This window comes from Methanoculleus caldifontis (genome assembly GCF_032842345.1).
Taxonomy (GTDB): domain Archaea; phylum Halobacteriota; class Methanomicrobia; order Methanomicrobiales; family Methanoculleaceae; genus Methanoculleus; species Methanoculleus caldifontis.
Genome location: NZ_WBKO01000001.1, coordinates 1,438,508 through 1,453,164, shown reverse-complemented (window position 1 = coordinate 1,453,164; position 14,657 = coordinate 1,438,508). Strand labels below are relative to the sequence as shown.

General features: G+C 65.0%; 18 protein-coding genes. 17 read left to right on the top strand and 1 reads right to left on the bottom strand.

What is annotated here, in order from left to right:
• Positions 1-129: 129 nt before the first annotated feature.
• The 17 genes from F8E02_RS07360 to hisB all read left to right on the top strand — a co-directional run bounded on the left by F8E02_RS07360 (position 130) and on the right by hisB (position 13,769).
• Complete coding sequence (locus F8E02_RS07360) at positions 130-1,110, top strand: ABC transporter substrate-binding protein (RefSeq protein ID WP_317064842.1); 981 nt, start codon at positions 130-132, stop codon at positions 1,108-1,110.
• A gap of 128 nt (positions 1,111-1,238) precedes the next feature.
• The gene (locus tag F8E02_RS07355) at positions 1,239-2,015 is read left to right on the top strand and encodes an ABC transporter permease (protein WP_317064841.1); all 777 of its coding nucleotides are present in this window, start codon (positions 1,239-1,241) and stop codon (positions 2,013-2,015) included.
• A gap of 1 nt (position 2,016) precedes the next feature.
• Positions 2,017-2,778 carry an ABC transporter ATP-binding protein gene (locus F8E02_RS07350; protein WP_317064840.1) on the top strand — a complete coding sequence of 254 codons (762 nt, stop codon included), beginning with the start codon at positions 2,017-2,019 and terminating at the stop codon, positions 2,776-2,778.
• 61 nt (positions 2,779-2,839) lie between these two features.
• Entirely contained in the window at positions 2,840-3,352 is a 513-nt protein-coding gene (locus F8E02_RS07345; RefSeq protein ID WP_317064839.1) for a 50S ribosomal protein L16, read from the top strand.
• A gap of 104 nt (positions 3,353-3,456) precedes the next feature.
• Complete coding sequence (locus F8E02_RS07340; RefSeq protein ID WP_317064838.1) at positions 3,457-4,293, top strand: fumarate hydratase; 837 nt, start codon at positions 3,457-3,459, stop codon at positions 4,291-4,293.
• Positions 4,290-4,835 carry a FumA C-terminus/TtdB family hydratase beta subunit gene (locus F8E02_RS07335; RefSeq protein WP_317064837.1) on the top strand — a complete coding sequence of 182 codons (546 nt, stop codon included), beginning with the start codon at positions 4,290-4,292 and terminating at the stop codon, positions 4,833-4,835. The genes F8E02_RS07340 and F8E02_RS07335 overlap by 4 nt, the downstream gene beginning before the upstream one ends.
• Before the next feature lie 11 nt (positions 4,836-4,846).
• Positions 4,847-5,119 carry a 4Fe-4S dicluster domain-containing protein gene (locus F8E02_RS07330; protein ID WP_317064836.1) on the top strand — a complete coding sequence of 91 codons (273 nt, stop codon included), beginning with the start codon at positions 4,847-4,849 and terminating at the stop codon, positions 5,117-5,119.
• A gap of 14 nt (positions 5,120-5,133) precedes the next feature.
• A complete protein-coding gene (locus F8E02_RS07325) occupies positions 5,134-6,216 on the top strand; it encodes a 2-oxoacid:acceptor oxidoreductase subunit alpha (protein WP_394357926.1) in 1,083 nt (360 codons plus the stop codon).
• Positions 6,213-7,001 (top strand): thiamine pyrophosphate-dependent enzyme, encoded by a 789-nt coding sequence (locus tag F8E02_RS07320; RefSeq protein ID WP_317064834.1) that lies wholly within the window; start codon positions 6,213-6,215, stop codon positions 6,999-7,001. Before F8E02_RS07325 ends, F8E02_RS07320 begins: the two co-directional genes overlap by 4 nt.
• On the top strand, positions 6,998-7,537 hold the full coding sequence (locus tag F8E02_RS07315; RefSeq protein WP_317064833.1) for a 2-oxoacid:ferredoxin oxidoreductase subunit gamma: 540 nt from the start codon (positions 6,998-7,000) through the stop codon (positions 7,535-7,537). The genes F8E02_RS07320 and F8E02_RS07315 overlap by 4 nt, the downstream gene beginning before the upstream one ends.
• On the top strand, positions 7,534-8,607 hold the full coding sequence (locus F8E02_RS07310) for a succinate--CoA ligase subunit beta (protein WP_317064832.1): 1,074 nt from the start codon (positions 7,534-7,536) through the stop codon (positions 8,605-8,607). Before F8E02_RS07315 ends, F8E02_RS07310 begins: the two co-directional genes overlap by 4 nt.
• On the top strand, positions 8,604-9,470 hold the full coding sequence (gene sucD, locus F8E02_RS07305; protein WP_317064831.1) for a succinate--CoA ligase subunit alpha: 867 nt from the start codon (positions 8,604-8,606) through the stop codon (positions 9,468-9,470). Before F8E02_RS07310 ends, sucD begins: the two co-directional genes overlap by 4 nt.
• Positions 9,467-10,279: a DNA integrity scanning protein DisA nucleotide-binding domain protein gene (locus F8E02_RS07300; protein ID WP_317064830.1), complete on the top strand. Its 813-nt coding sequence runs from the start codon at positions 9,467-9,469 to the stop codon at positions 10,277-10,279. The genes sucD and F8E02_RS07300 overlap by 4 nt, the downstream gene beginning before the upstream one ends.
• A 60-nt stretch (positions 10,280-10,339) precedes the next feature.
• Positions 10,340-11,542, top strand: coding sequence for a methionine adenosyltransferase (locus tag F8E02_RS07295; RefSeq protein WP_317064829.1), 1,203 nt, complete (start codon positions 10,340-10,342; stop codon positions 11,540-11,542).
• Between the two features lie 32 nt (positions 11,543-11,574).
• Positions 11,575-12,474 (top strand): ATP phosphoribosyltransferase, encoded by a 900-nt coding sequence (gene hisG / locus F8E02_RS07290; RefSeq protein ID WP_317064828.1) that lies wholly within the window; start codon positions 11,575-11,577, stop codon positions 12,472-12,474.
• Positions 12,475-12,478: 4 nt separating this feature from the next.
• Positions 12,479-13,198 carry a 1-(5-phosphoribosyl)-5-[(5-phosphoribosylamino)methylideneamino]imidazole-4-carboxamide isomerase gene (gene hisA, locus F8E02_RS07285; RefSeq protein WP_317064827.1) on the top strand — a complete coding sequence of 240 codons (720 nt, stop codon included), beginning with the start codon at positions 12,479-12,481 and terminating at the stop codon, positions 13,196-13,198.
• The gene (gene hisB / locus F8E02_RS07280) at positions 13,185-13,769 is read left to right on the top strand and encodes an imidazoleglycerol-phosphate dehydratase HisB (protein ID WP_317064826.1); all 585 of its coding nucleotides are present in this window, start codon (positions 13,185-13,187) and stop codon (positions 13,767-13,769) included. The genes hisA and hisB overlap by 14 nt, the downstream gene beginning before the upstream one ends.
• A 588-nt stretch (positions 13,770-14,357) precedes the next feature.
• Here the strand turns inward: hisB and F8E02_RS07275 are convergent.
• A complete protein-coding gene (locus F8E02_RS07275) occupies positions 14,358-14,564 on the bottom strand; it encodes a histone family protein (protein ID WP_317064825.1) in 207 nt (68 codons plus the stop codon).
• Positions 14,565-14,657 lie beyond the last annotated feature (93 nt).

Below are 14,657 nucleotides of genomic sequence, written 5' to 3'. Positions count from 1 at the left end.
ATCACCCCCATAAGGAGAATTTCTGCACATGGATTTATACTACAATATAACATAATCCCCGTTTTTCGACAATACTATATACCCTCGACGTCAAGACTAACCGTATACCATTATACAGATGGAGAGATTATGAGATCACTAACCGCAACCCTTCTGGCCGCGGCCCTCGTCGCGGCATTCATCCTCGCCGCCGGGTGCACGGGCACCGGCGACGTCTCGAACCTTCGGATCGGCTACCAGCCGAGCACTCACCAGACCGCCCACTTCACCGCGATGGAGAAGGGGTGGTGGCAGGAGGACCTCGCGAACCTCGGCATCACGCGGGTGACCGACTACCAGTTCGGCACCGGCGCGCCCGAGATGCAGGCGATGCTCTCCGGGGACCTTGACATCGCCTACGTCGGCTCCGCCCCGTTCATCGCGGCCGTCAGCAACGGGCTCGACGCAAAGATCGTTGCAGCGGTCCAGACCCAGGGCTCCGACCTCGTCATCAGGAACGGGGTCGCGTATTCGACTCCTGCCGACCTCGCAGGGAAGAAGATCGCCACCTTCCCGCCCGGAACCATCCAGGACACCATCCTCCGGACCTGGCTTGAGGAGAACGGCGTCGACCCCGCGAGCGTCACCATCGTCGCCATGGACCCCGGCGCCGCAACCACCGCCATCTCCGCCGGCCAGGTCGACGGCGTCTTCCTGCCCCACCCGTCCCCGTCCATCATCGTGGCGGAGGGCGTGGGAAGGACCGTCGTGAAGTCGGGCGAGATGATGAAAGACCACGCCTGCTGTGTTCTCGTTGCGAGCGGCTCCCTGATCCGCGATCACCCCGAGATCGTCGAGCAGATCGTGAAGACCCACATCAGGGCGACGGAGTACAACCTCGAACACCCGGACGAGGCTGCATCCATCTACTCCGCAAAGACCGGACAGAACGTCGAGACCGTGAAGGCGTCCTTCAGGGACTGGGACGGCTCCTGGACCGCCGACCCGCACGTCATCACGACCTCGGTCGTGGAGTACACGAACCTCCAGCACGAGCTCGGCTACATCAGCAGGCCGCTCACGCAGGACGACCTCTTCGACCTCTCGTTCTACGACAGGGCCCGGGCATAACCCGGGACCTCCCCGTTTTTCTACAAAAGTATCTTTTACGGCGATGCCGATGAAATATAAGATAAGATTCCGGAGCAGACCGACCAGCGATCCGCTCCGGCACCAATCATGAGCAGCGGAACAGAGACATGAACCGACAGACACAGAAACAACTCCTCGGCGCCGTAGCGCTCGTCATCGCGGCGGTGATATGGCAGATCATCGCCGAGTATATAGTAGGCCGGTCCTTTATCCTCCCGAGCTTCACCGACGTCGCCGGCGCATTCATCAACCTCCTCGGCTCAGGCACCCTCTTTGCCGACACCATGGTCAGCCTCGAGCATTTCGGGATCGGGCTCATCGCGGCGCTCCTCCTCGGCGTCCCCATCGGGATCCTGATGGGGTGGTTCCGGGTTGCGGACTTCCTCCTCGACCCGATCATCGAGATCCTCCGCCCCATACCGCCGCTGGCCTGGATCCCGTTCGCCATCATCTGGTTCGGGCTCACCACCCAGGCGGCGGGCTTCGTCATCTTTGCGGGAGCCTTCTTCCCGATCCTGACCGCGACCTACTCCGCGTTCCGCGACGTCCCGAGGGTCTTTGTGGAGGCGGGCAAGGTGCTCGGCTGCGATACCTCCCTTGAACTGATCCGCCACGTCGCCCTTCCCGCCGCCATCCCGGGGATAGCCTCCGGCATCAGGATCGCTATGGGCGTCGGGTGGATGTGTCTCGTGGCCGCCGAGATGTTCGGCGTCTCAAGATACGGCCTCGGGTACCAGCTCTGGCACAACTACTATCTCCACCAGATGCCCAACGTCGTCGTCTACATGCTGATCCTTGGCCTTGCGGGCCTCATCATCGACCGTATCTTCAGGAACTACGTCGATAAGCAACTCCTCCGGTGGCGGGCAGGCGAGGTGGCCTGATATGAGCGGCGTAACGATCCGGGATCTCGGCAAGGTCTTTCCCAAGGAAGACGGCACCGCGACGCAGGCGCTTAAGAACGTCAACCTGGAGATCGCCGATGAGGAGTTCGTCTGCCTTGTCGGGCCGTCGGGGTGCGGGAAGACGACGCTTCTCCGGATCATCGCCGGGCTCGAGACCGCGACCACCGGGAGCGTCACCGTCGAAGGCCGCGCCGTCACCGGCCCGGACCCCAAGCGCGGGATGGTCTTTCAGGAGTACTCCCTCTTCCCCTGGCGGAGGGTGGTCGACAACGTCGCCTTCGGTCTCGAGATGAAAGGCGTCGGCAAGGAGGAGCGGCGGAAGACGGCAGGCCGCTACATCGAGATGGTCGGCCTCTCCCAGTTCCGTGACGCCTACCCCTACGAACTCTCCGGCGGGATGCGGCAGCGGGTGGCGATCGCACGAGCGCTCGCAAACGACCCCGACGTCCTCCTCATGGACGAGCCGTTCGGGGCGCTCGACGCCCAGACCCGGAACAGAATGCAGAAGGAGCTTCTCTCTCTCTGGGAGCAGACGAAGAAGACTATCGTCTTTGTCACGCACAGCGTCGACGAGGCGGTCTACCTCTCCGACAAGATCGTCGTCCTCTCTCCAAGGCCGGGATCGGTCCGCGAAGTCGTCGAGATCCCCTGGCCCCGGCCCCGGGACCGCACCAGCGCCGCGTTCGCGGAGGTCCGCCGGAGGGTGCTCCGGATGATCGACGAGACGGAAAGCCTCCAGTAAGGTTTATTAGAAGAGATCTCCATTTTATAAAGCACTCAAAGATCGGCAGGAGTTCTTAACGATGGTACGAAAACCAGCGAAGATGTACAGGAATCTCGCAAAGAAAGCATATACACGCAGAGAATATATGGGCGGCGTGCCGGGCAGCAAGATCGTGCAGTTCGATATGGGCAACCTCAGCCAGGACTTCCCGGTCGAGCTCTCCATCGTCGTCGACGAGGCCTGTCAGATACGGCACACGGCCCTTGAGGCCGCCCGTATCGGTATCAACCGGCAGCTCTTGAAAGAGGTCGGGAGAGCGAACTATCACCTGAAGATTCGGACCTTCCCGCACCATGTTCTCCGTGAGAACAAGCAGGCAACCGGCGCAGGAGCCGACCGTGTCTCGGAAGGCATGCGTCTTGCCTTCGGGAAGGCCGTCGGCACCGCGGCGCGGGTCGAGAGAGGCCAGAAGGTCTTCTCCGTCTGGACAACCCCGCAGTATGTGGAGAAGGCAAAGATCTCCCTCAAGCGCGGCACCTACAAGATTCCGACCCCCGCAAGAATCGTCCAGGAACAGGTACCGGTAGCGTAACGCCACCCCGCCTATCTTTTTTCCCAGGGCATGGCCCGCAGGCAGTAGATCCGATACCGGCAGGAATATAGGTTATTTATAGTCGCCTCCCACCATTATAAACAATGATGAATCCGGCAGACCCGATACTTCCGGGCGCGCTCGCGGACGCCACAGAAAAAGCCCTCGCAGAGGCCGAGATCCGGCTCCCCGCCGACGTGCTCGCGGCGATCGAGAGGGCGGCCGCGGCCGAAAGGGATACCGTTGCACGGCGAGAGCTCGAGAACATCCTTGAGAACATCGCACTCGCCGGAGAGCGACGGGTGCCGATCTGCCAGGACACCGGCGTGCCGGTCGTCTACCTCACCCTCCCTCCCGACGTCCCGTTCACGCCCGACCTCTTCGACGCGGTGCGGGAAGGGGTGCGCCGTGCGACGGCCAGCATCCCCCTCCGCCCGAACGTCGTCGACCCGCTCACCCGCGAGAACACCGGCGACAACACCGGTGAGGGGATGCCGGCGATCCACGTCGTCCCCGGCGACCGGTTCGAGGTGACGGTCCTCCCGAAGGGCGCGGGTTCCGAGAACACCTCGAGGATCGGGATGCTCCTCCCCTCGCAGGCAGGGGAGATCCCGAAGTTCGTCGCGGAGACGATGCTTATTGCGGGCGGGAAGCCCTGCCCGCCGGTCTTCCTCGGCGTCGGGATCGGCGGGACGTTCGATATGGCCGCAGCGCTCGCAAAAGAAGCCCTCCTCCTCCCGGTCGACACCATGGACGCCTACGAGCAGGAGCTCTGCGATGCCGTCAACGCCCTCGGCATCGGTCCGATGGGTCTTGGCGGCGACACGACCGCGCTCGCGGTGAAGGTGAAGCGGGCGGACTGCCACACCGCATCCCTCCCGGTGGCGGTGAACGTCCAGTGCTGGGCCTGCCGCCGGGCGACCGTGGAGGTGCGGCGGTGACGGACCTCGCAACACCCCTCGGCGACGAGGTCCTCGCGCTCCGGGCGGGCGACCAGGTCACCCTCTCCGGGACGATCTACACCGCGCGGGACGAGGCCCACATGCGGATGATCGAGGAAGGGATACCCTTCGATCCGGAGGGCGCGGCGGTCTACCACTGCGGCCCGGTCATCCAGGACGGCCGCCTCGTCGTCGCCGGCCCCACCACGTCCGCCCGGATGAACGCGCTCACGGGCTTTCTCATCGACGCGGGCGTCCGCGCCCTTATCGGGAAAGGCGGCATGGGCCCCGAGGTGGTCGAAGAACTCCGGGGGCGCGGGGTCTACCTCGCGCTCACGGGCGGGTGCGCCGCGCTCGCGGCCGCCCGCATGAGCCTCTCCGGCGTCTATTTTGAAGACCTCGGCATGGCCGAGGCGGTCTGGGTCATCGAGGCCGACCACCTGCCCCTAACCGTCGGGATCGATGCCCACGGCGGGGATCTCTTTCAGGCAGTACGACAGAAAGCGAAAACACAATTTCACCAGCGATTCAATATCAGGTAGGATACGGTCTCATGAAACTCGTCATCGATGAAAGCCGCTGCAAGGGGTGCAACCTCTGCGTGCTGGTCTGCCCCTACGGGATCTTTCAGGAAGGGACGGCGCTCAACAGCCGGGGGATCGTCTCCCCGGTCCTCGACCGCCCCGAACGGTGTACGAACTGCAGGCTGCAGGCTCTCTACGGGCGGATGCTCTGCGGGGTCTGCCATATGATCTGCCCCGACCAGGCGATCTCCTGGGTCGAGGAGAGGCCGTTTGAGCCGCACCGGGTGGAGGTGGAGTTTTGAGCAAGGTTGAGTTCATGCAGGGCAACACCGCCTGCGCGGAGGGCGCCCTCGCCGCCGGGTGCCGGTTCTTCGGCGGCTACCCGATCACGCCGTCGACCGAGGTCGCCGAGGCGATGGCCCGGAGACTCCCGAAGGCCGGCGGAGTCTTCATCTCGATGGAAGACGAACTCGCGAGCATGGCCGCGGTCATCGGCGCCGCCTGGACCGGCGTTCGGTCCATGACCGCGACGAGCGGTCCCGGGTTCTCGCTGATGATGGAGAACATCGGCTACGCGGCCATGACCGAGACGCCGTGCGTCGTCGTCAACGTCCAGCGGGGCGGGCCAAGCACCGGCCAGCCGACCCGGGCGGCGCAGGGCGACATGCTCCAGTGCCGGTTCGGGTCGCACGGCGACTACAGCACCATCGCGCTCACCCCGAACTCCGTCCAGGAGATGTTCGACCTGACCGTGAAGGCGTTTGACCTCGCGGACCGGTTCAGGGTCCCCACCTTCCTGATGGCCGACGAGATCGTCGGCCACATGCGGGAGCGGGTGACCATCCGCGACCCGGCCGCGATCGTCCCCCCCCGGCCGCTCGCGGAGGGGAGCCTTCCCTTCGAGGCCGGTGAGGACGGCGTCCCCGGCTTTGCGCCCTTCGGTTCGGGGCGATCGGTCCACGTGACCGGGCTCACCCACAACGAGCGGGGCTACCCGGACACGACCGACCCGGAGGCGCACGATAAACTGGTGCGGCGCCTGATCACCAAGATAGAGTCTGCCCGCCGCGAGATCGCCGACTACGAGGTGAAGAACCCCGATGCCGAGACGGTCTTCGTCACCTACGGCCCGCCGTCACGGACGGTGGAGCAGGTGATCCAGGACCGGTCCGACGACTCGATCGGCCACCTCCGGCTCAGGCTGGTCTGGCCGTTCCCGGAGTTCGCTCTCGAGGAGTTCCCGAACGCAAAGGTCTTCCTGATGCCGGAACTGAACATGGGCCAGATGGTCCGGGAGGTCCAGCGCCACGTGGACCAGCCAGTCGTCTCCCTGCCAAAGATCGGGGGCGAACTCCATACCCCCGCCGAACTCGTGCGGGCCCTGGAGGCGCACCGATGATCGCGCCCGACTGGTTCAGGGAAGACCGCCTGCCCCACATCTACTGCACCGGGTGCGGCAACGGAACGGTCATCAACTGCACCCTCGCGGCGGTCGAGGAGATGGGCTGGAAGCGCGACGAGACGGTCTTCGTCTCGGGGATCGGGTGCTCCTCCCGCGCCCCCGGCTACATCCTCGCCGACTCGCTCCACACCACCCACGGGCGGGCGCTCGCGTTTGCCACCGGGGTGAAGATGGCGCGGCCGGAGTTCAACGTCGTCGTCTTCACGGGCGACGGGGATCTCGCCGCCATCGGCGGGAACCACTTCATCCACGCCTGCCGCCGGAACGTGGATATGACCGTGGTATGCATGAACAACCATATCTACGGCATGACCGGCGGCCAGGGGAGCCCGACGACGCCGCCGGGGGCCATCTCGTCGACGACGCCCTACGGGGCGAGCGAGCCGGCCTTCGACCTTGCCGAACTCGCCATCGCCGCCGGGGCAAACCACGTCGCCCGCTGGACGTCCTACCACGTCAAGGAACTGACGAAGGCCGTCGCCGTCGGGATGCAGACGCCGGGGCTCTCATTCATCGAGGTACGGACCCAGTGCCCGACGAACTACGGCCGCCACAACAAGCTCCGGACCGTTTCGGCCATGGTTGAGTACATCCGGAGCCACGCGATGCTTGTCGAGAAGTATAACCGCCTCACGGCAGAAGGTAAGCCGATCCCCGAAGGCACCTTCACCGTCGGGGAGCTGGTCCGGCGGAACCGGCCGGCGATGGGGGTGCGGCGATGAGGCACGAAGTGAGATTCTCGGGCTACGGCGGGCAGGGGATCATCCTCTCCGCGGTCATCCTCGGGAGAGCGGCGGCGCTCTACGATGGGAAGTACGCCGTCCAGACGCAGGTCTACGGCCCGGAGGCCCGGGGCGGGGCCTCGATGGGACAGGTGGTGATCGACGACGCGCCGATCCTCTACCCCGAGGTGGTGGACCCCGACATCTACGTCATCATGTCCCAGCAGGGGTTCGAGAAGTACGGGGTCCGTGCCGGGAAGGACGCAGTCATGCTCATCGATTCCGACCTGGTCCGGTCCCGCCCGGCCTGCCGGGCTTACGAGATCCCGGCGACGACGGAGGCGAAGACCGCCCTCCGCCGGGAGATCGTCGCGAACATCGTGATGATCGGCGCCCTCGTGGCGGCGACCGGGGTCGTGAGCAGGGAGGCGATCGAGCGCGCGGTGCTCGACAGCGTCCCCAAAGGCACCGAGGAGTTGAACCTCAAAGCACTGAAACGGGGATTCGAACTGGGAGAACGAGCGTGTAGATCATGAAGATGCTGGAGTACGAGGCAAAATCAGTCTTTTCGACGTATGGCATTCCGGTCCCGAAGGGAGCTCTCATCCGGGCACCGGAAGAGGTCACGGCACACCTGCCCGCGATGGGCGACGGCGTGGTCCTGAAGGCGCAGGTGGACGTCGGCGGCCGCGGGAAGGCCGGCGGCATCCTGATGGCCGACAACGGATCGGCGATCGAGACCGCCCGCGAACTCTTCTCGCGGGAGATCAAGGGCGTCCCGGTCAGGGAGATCCTGGTCGAGGAGCGGCTGGCGATCGAGCACGAGTACTACGTCAGCATCGCCATCGACCGGTCGAGCAAGCAGCCGGTGGTCCTCTTTGCCGATGCCGGCGGGGTGGAGATCGAGAGCGATGTAACTGCCATCCGTAAGGTCGTCGTATCCCCGCTCCTCCACGACATCCCGCCGTTTCTGATGCGGGAGATCCTCGGCGGCGCGCCGAAGGAACTCGCACCTGTCATCAACAGCCTCTACCACGTCTTCCAGGAGAAGGACGCCATGCTCGCGGAGATCAATCCCCTGGTGACGACGTCGCGGGGGGTCTACGCGGCGGACGCGAAACTGATCGTCGACGACAACGCCCTCGCCCGGCAGGGGATAGCGGTCAACCGCGACCTCTCGGAGCGCGAGCGCGAGGCCGAGCAGCACGGGTTCTCCTACGTGGAACTCGACGGGACCATCGGAGTCATCGGGAACGGTGCCGGGCTCACGATGTCGACGCTCGACCTCATCGAGTACTACAACGGGCAGGCGGCGAACTTCCTCGACGTCGGAGGCGGCGCCGACCAGGAGCGAGTGAAGCACGCCGTCCGGCTCGTCGCGAGCATGCCGAAGGTCTCGGTGATCGTGGTCAACCTCCTCGGCGGGATCACCCGGTGCGACGAGGTCGCGAAGGGCATCATCGCCGCAGGCGTCGCACCGACGGTCATCGTCCGGATGGCCGGGACGAACGAGGCGGAAGGACGGAGGCTCCTCGCCGAAGGCGGCTATAAGATGCTCGAAAGCATGGATGCGGCCGTGAAAGCAGCGATGGAGGTGAGAAGATGATCTACGGCGACAAGAACCTCGGGGTGATCGTCCAGAACATCACCGGCAAGCAGGGAACATTCCACACCGAACTGATGAACGCCTACGCCCGCGAGGTCGGCGGGCGGGGCGTCGTCGCGGGCGTCGCGCCCGGCAAGGGCGGGCGGGAGGTCCACGGCGTGCCGGTCTACAACACGGTGCGCGAGGCGCTCGCCGAGCACGACGCGACCGCGAGCGTCTGTTTCGTGCCGGGCGGCGCCGCGGGCGACTCGATCATGGAGGCGGCGCACGCGGGGATCGAACTTGCCGTCGTCATCACCGAGCACATCCCGGTCCACGATGCAATGAAGGCGATCGCTTACGCGAAACTCCACGACTGCGCGGTCATCGGCCCGAACTGTCCGGGCCTCCTCTCGCCGGGCGAGTGCAAGCTCGGGATCATGCCGGCCCACCTCACCAGCCGCGGGAACGTCGGCATCGTCTCCCGGAGCGGCACCCTCACCTACGAGGTCGTCGACGAGCTCACCCGGGCCGGCATCGGCCAGAGCACTGTCGTCGGGATCGGCGGCGACCCGGTGATCGGCCAGACGTTCGTGGACGTGCTCGCACGGTTCGAGGAGGACCCGCAGACGAAGGCCGTCGTCGTCATCGGCGAGGTCGGTGGGAACCTGGAGGAGGAAGGCGTCCGGTCGACCGACCTCCCGGTCGTCACCTACATCGCCGGCGTCAGCGCCCCGCCCGAGAAGAGGATGGGCCACGCGGGAGCGATCATCGAGGGCGGCGAGGGCGACGCCCGCTCCAAGGTGCGGCGGCTCGCCGCCCTCAATGTCCCGGTCGCGTCACGGCCCTCGGAGATTCCGGGGCTGATCCGCGAGGTGTTATGAACGGCGACCTGATGCTTGCCACCGCCTGCGAAGTGGCGGTAAAGATCGGGGCACGGGCGGTCGTCTCGTTCGTCGAGCCGGCCCCGGTCCTCGCGGACGTCCCCGATATTCCGATCATCCGGGTCCAGGAACTCCAGCTCGACGTCTTAAAAGACCTCACGATGCACGACATCCTGGAGGTGAGCGAGCGGCATATGCTCGATGCCGCCGTCCACCTCTACCTCCGGCGAAGCCTCGAGAGCGGCCTCGTCGTCGGGGTCTTTCCTTACGCGGTCATCATCTACGACATCGAGGAGGGGAAGAACTTCATCAACTTAAAGGACTTCTCCGACATCGTCCCCCGCGAGGTGCTCCACGCCGCCCTCACGCTGGCCCTCGAGATCGGGGTCGAGGGCCGGGAGGGCCGGTCTATCGGGACCGCGTTCATCATCGGGGACCCGGAGGAGATCTTCAGGCACTCCCACCAGGCGATCCTCAACCCCTACCAGGGGCAGCCACCCGCTCTCCGCGACATCAAGAACAGAGACAACTGGGAGAGCGTCAAGGAGTTCGCCCAGCTCGACGGGGTCTTCGTCATCGACAAGAACGGCGAGGTGCGGGCGGCCGGAAGGTACCTCGACGTCACCGGACGGGGTATCTCCCTGCCGGGCGGTCTTGGGGGGCGGCACCGGGCAACCGCATCCATCACCCACGAGATCCCGGCCATCGGGATCACCGTCTCCGAGAGCGGGGGCATGGTCCGCATCTTCAGGGAGGGCAACTGCAAGATCGGCATCCGCTCCGACATCCGCGTCAGGAGCGACGGTTAGAAATGGTTATATGAATTGCAGTCATTTCTCTTATCATAGTTTAGAACTACGGTGGATTTGATGACCAGGAATATCAGCGTAGAAGGGCTTGACCAGATCCCGATCGAGAAGCAGCGGATAGAACTGGTGGAGAGGAAGTGCCTTGGCCACCCCGACAGCCTCGCAGACGGCATCGCGGAGTCGATCAGCCGGGCGCTCAGCAGGTCGTATCTCGAGGAGTGCGGCAGCGTCCTGCACCACAATACCGACCAGGGCGAGGTCGTGGCGGGAGAGTCGATCCCGAAGTTCGGCGGCGGCCGGATCACGAGGCCGATCTACTTCCTCATCTCGGGCAGGGCCACGAAGACCTTCAACGGCGCAAACATCCCCGCAGACGCGATCGCCGTCGAGGCGGCACGGGACTACGTCAGGAAGATCCTCCCCACCATCAACATGGAGCGCGACATCATCGTCGACTGCCGGATGGGGAAGGGGTCGACCGATCTGCAGGACGTCTTCCGGTCCTGCGCGGGCAAGGTCCCGCGGGCGAACGACACCTCGTTCGGTGTCGGGCACGCGCCGTTCAGTGAGGCGGAGAGCATCGTCAGGGGCGTCGCGGCGTATATCGACAACACCCTCCGCCCGAAGTGCCCCGTGGTCGGCCAGGACTGCAAGATCATGTGCCTGCGCGACGGCGACGCCATCACCCTCACGATCGCGATGGCGTTCGTGGACCGCTACTGCTCGAGCATCACCGAGTACGTCGAGCAGAAGAACGTGCTGACGGAGCAGATCACCGCCGTTGCGAAGCAGTTTACGAAGAGGAAGGTCAACGTCGCGATCAACACCGCCGACGACCTCGATGCCGGCAGTATCTTCCTGACGGTCTCGGGAACCTCTGCCGAGATGGGCGACGACGGGTCCGTCGGCCGCGGCAACCGCGCGAACGGGCTGATCACCCCGAACCGCCCCATGAGCATGGAGGCGACGAGCGGCAAGAACCCGATCAACCACATCGGCAAGATCTACAACCTCCTCGCGACCCAGATCGCGCAGGACTGTGTCAAGGAGGTCGACGGCATCGAGGAGATGTACGTCCGTATCCTCTCCCAGATCGGCTACCCGATCGACCAGCCCCACGTGGCAAGCGCCCAGATCCTCGCGAAGCCCGGCTATGACATCAAGTCCATCAAGCCCGACGTCGAGGGGGTCATCGACGCGTGGCTGGAGAAGACCACCACCATCACCGAGAAGGTCATCAGGGGAGAACTCTCCACCTTCTGATCTTCTCTGAATCTCCGGAGTTGTCGTAACCCATGACGAAACCATCATCCCGGGAGCCCGGGCCCGGACCCGGACTCGTCCGTCTCGCCATCCCGAACAAGGGGAGAATCGCCGGGCCGATCAACGACCTGATCGAGAAGAGCGGCCTCCATCTTGCCGAAGGAGGAGAGCGCCGGCTGATCACCCGGACCCGCGATCCGAACGTGGAGATCCTCTTCGCCCGCCCGATCGATATCCCTGAGTACGTGGCGAGCGGCGTCGCCGACCTCGGTATTACCGGGAGGGATATGGTCATGGAGCGGGGTTCAACAGTCGAGCAGGTCCTTGACCTCCAGACCGGGAAGGCGACGCTCGTCGTCGCCGTGCCGGAGGAGTCCGGTATCGAGGCCGTCGCCGATCTCGACGGGGCGACGGTGGCAACAGAGTTCCCCGCGATCACCCGCTCGTTCTTTGCCGGACGGGGGATCAACGTGACGGTGGTCACCGTCGGCGGGGCCTGCGAGGCGACGCCGCATCTCGGTATCGCCGACGCCATCGTCGACCTCTCTTCGTCGGGGACGACGTTGCGGACGAACCACCTCCGCGTCATCGAGGAGGTCCTCACCTCCACGACGATCCTGGTCGCAAACCCCGCCTCGCTCGCGGCAAAGAGGGAGAAGATCGACGAGCTCGTCCTCGCCCTCGAGAGCGTCATCCGGGCGAAGGGGCAGTGCTACCTGATGATGAACGTCCACCGGAGCGCCCTTGCGGATGTCCGGCAGGTACTGCCCGGCCTCTCCGGCCCGACGGTGATGGACGTGGCATCCGACGAGAACCTGGTCGCCGTTCACGCCGTCGTCAAAGAGGAGCGGGTCTATCAGTTGATCAACCAGCTGAAGCGAGCGGGCGCAAAAGACATATTAGTCATGCCCATTGAACGGATCATACGCTGAGAGCATGGAGATCTATCCTGCAGTCGATATCCTGGACGGGCGATGTGTACAGCTCGTGCAGGGGCGGCCGGAGGCGGCGACGGTCTACGGGGAACCGGCCGCCTGGGGACGCCGGTGGCTTGACCTGGGGGCGGACGGCCTCCATATCGTCAACCTGGACGGGGCGTTCGGGCGGGCGCAGAAGAACGCCGACCTGATCCGGGACCTTATTAAGGAGACGAACGCGTTCGTCGAACTCGGCGGCGGGATCCGGAGCGTGGAGGACGCCGCCGGGTGGCTCGATACCGGCGTCGACCGGGTGATCCTCTCGACCCTCGCCGTCCGCTCACCGGAAGTGATTAAGACGCTCGCCGACGAGTTCGGGAGCGAGCGGGTGATGCCCGGGATCGATGCCCGGGGCGGCGAGGTGATGATCGAGGGCTGGGAGCAGCCGGCCGGCAGTTACCTTGCCTGGGCGGAGCGGTTCGAGGCCCTCGGCGCGGGAGCCCTCCTCTACACGAACGTGGACGTGGAGGGGCTCCAGCAGGGGATCGCCATCGAGCCCGTGAAAGACCTCCTCGCGAGAGCACGGGTCCCGGTCGTCGTCTCGGGTGGGATCTCGGCCGCCGCGGATGTCCGGGCGCTCAGGAATGCGGGGGCGGCCGGGGCGGTCCTCGGCTCGGCCCTCTACGCGGGGAAGGTGCACCTCCCCGAGGTTCTGGAGGCGGCGCATGCGAAAGAGTGAGATCCGCCGGAAAACGAAGGAGACCGATATCAGCCTCTCCCTCGACCTCGACGGGAGCGGGGCGGGGGCGATCGAGACCGGGATACCATTCTTCGACCACATGCTGACATCGTTTGCCCGGCACGGCAGGATGGATCTCACCGTCCGGGCGACCGGCGACCTCCCCGTGGACGCACACCACACCGTCGAGGACATCGGGATCGTCCTCGGCGCGGCCCTTGCCGAGGCGGTCGGGGACGGGAGGGGGATCACCCGGTTCGCCGACGCCGCCGTCCCGATGGACGAGGCGCTCGCGCGGGTGGCGCTCGACGTGGGCGGGCGGGGCTACCTCGTCTTTGCGGCCGACTTCTCGCCGGCGGGACCGGGGGGCATCCCCGGCGACCTCATCGAGCATTTCTTCTACAGCCTCTGCACGAAGGCGGGGATCACCGCCCACATCACGGCGACGGGCCGGAACGACCATCATGTCTGCGAGGCGGCGTTCAAGGCGTTCGCCCGGACCCTCCGCGCGGCCGTGGCGATCGACCCCGCGGTCGGCGGGGACGTGCCGAGCACCAAGGGAACCCTCTGAACCAGAGGGGCATAACGACTTTTTTTCGGGGTGCCGCGGGCGCGGGCGCCGGCCGTTGGCACCAGAGCGGCGTAGCGGGCCGCAGAGGCCATGCTCCGCCGGGATCATCTCATTTCATCACTTCGTGCCGTAACACGGCCGAAATCGCAGAGAGAAGCGTTTAGGGGGAGACCAGCGCGGCGGCCGGCCGTCTGACGATGAGAAGCAGGTATCACTACATGCTCCCGTTCCGGCACTCCGCTAAGTTAGCACCTGGCAACGATGTGGTCTCACGCGGCGCTCCAACGAAGAATTGGCAACATCAGAAACTCCCCTTCGCGTTCTTCGCGGCTCGAAGCCTGATGGCTTCTCAAGCTCGCTACGCTCGCACTTCGCGTGAGGTAGCTGGTGCGGATAACGATAGTGCCTCACGCGAAGTGCGACTGCCTGTAGGGCAGGAGCATGAGCACCGTCAGGTGCGACTTGCAAGCGCAAACGGAGCGCGGGTCCCTGGTACGACAGACACGGCATCGTCTGATGTTGACGATGCACGAGACCTGAGAAGGGGGCCTGATGAGCCCCCGGTAAAGAGAAGAGAGATCGGTCGAATTACGCGGACTTGACCGCGAGATCGACGTCTTCTGCCTTGATCGTCTTGCGTCCTGCGTGCTGGGCAAGCCTGTTGGCTTCCTTGGTCAGCTCGGCAATGTATGCCTCGGCCTTCACAACGAGTGCGGCAGCAGCGTCGCTGCCGACCCTCTCAGCACCATTCTTCTTTGCGATACGTACAACCGCAGCAATAGGTAGGTCTGCCATATCTAATTCCACCTCTAAAAAGAGGTGTATGAGTTAGTATAAAAACATTTCGGGTTGATCTCCAATATTTGCGTTTCTCTTCTCCATCGGGGA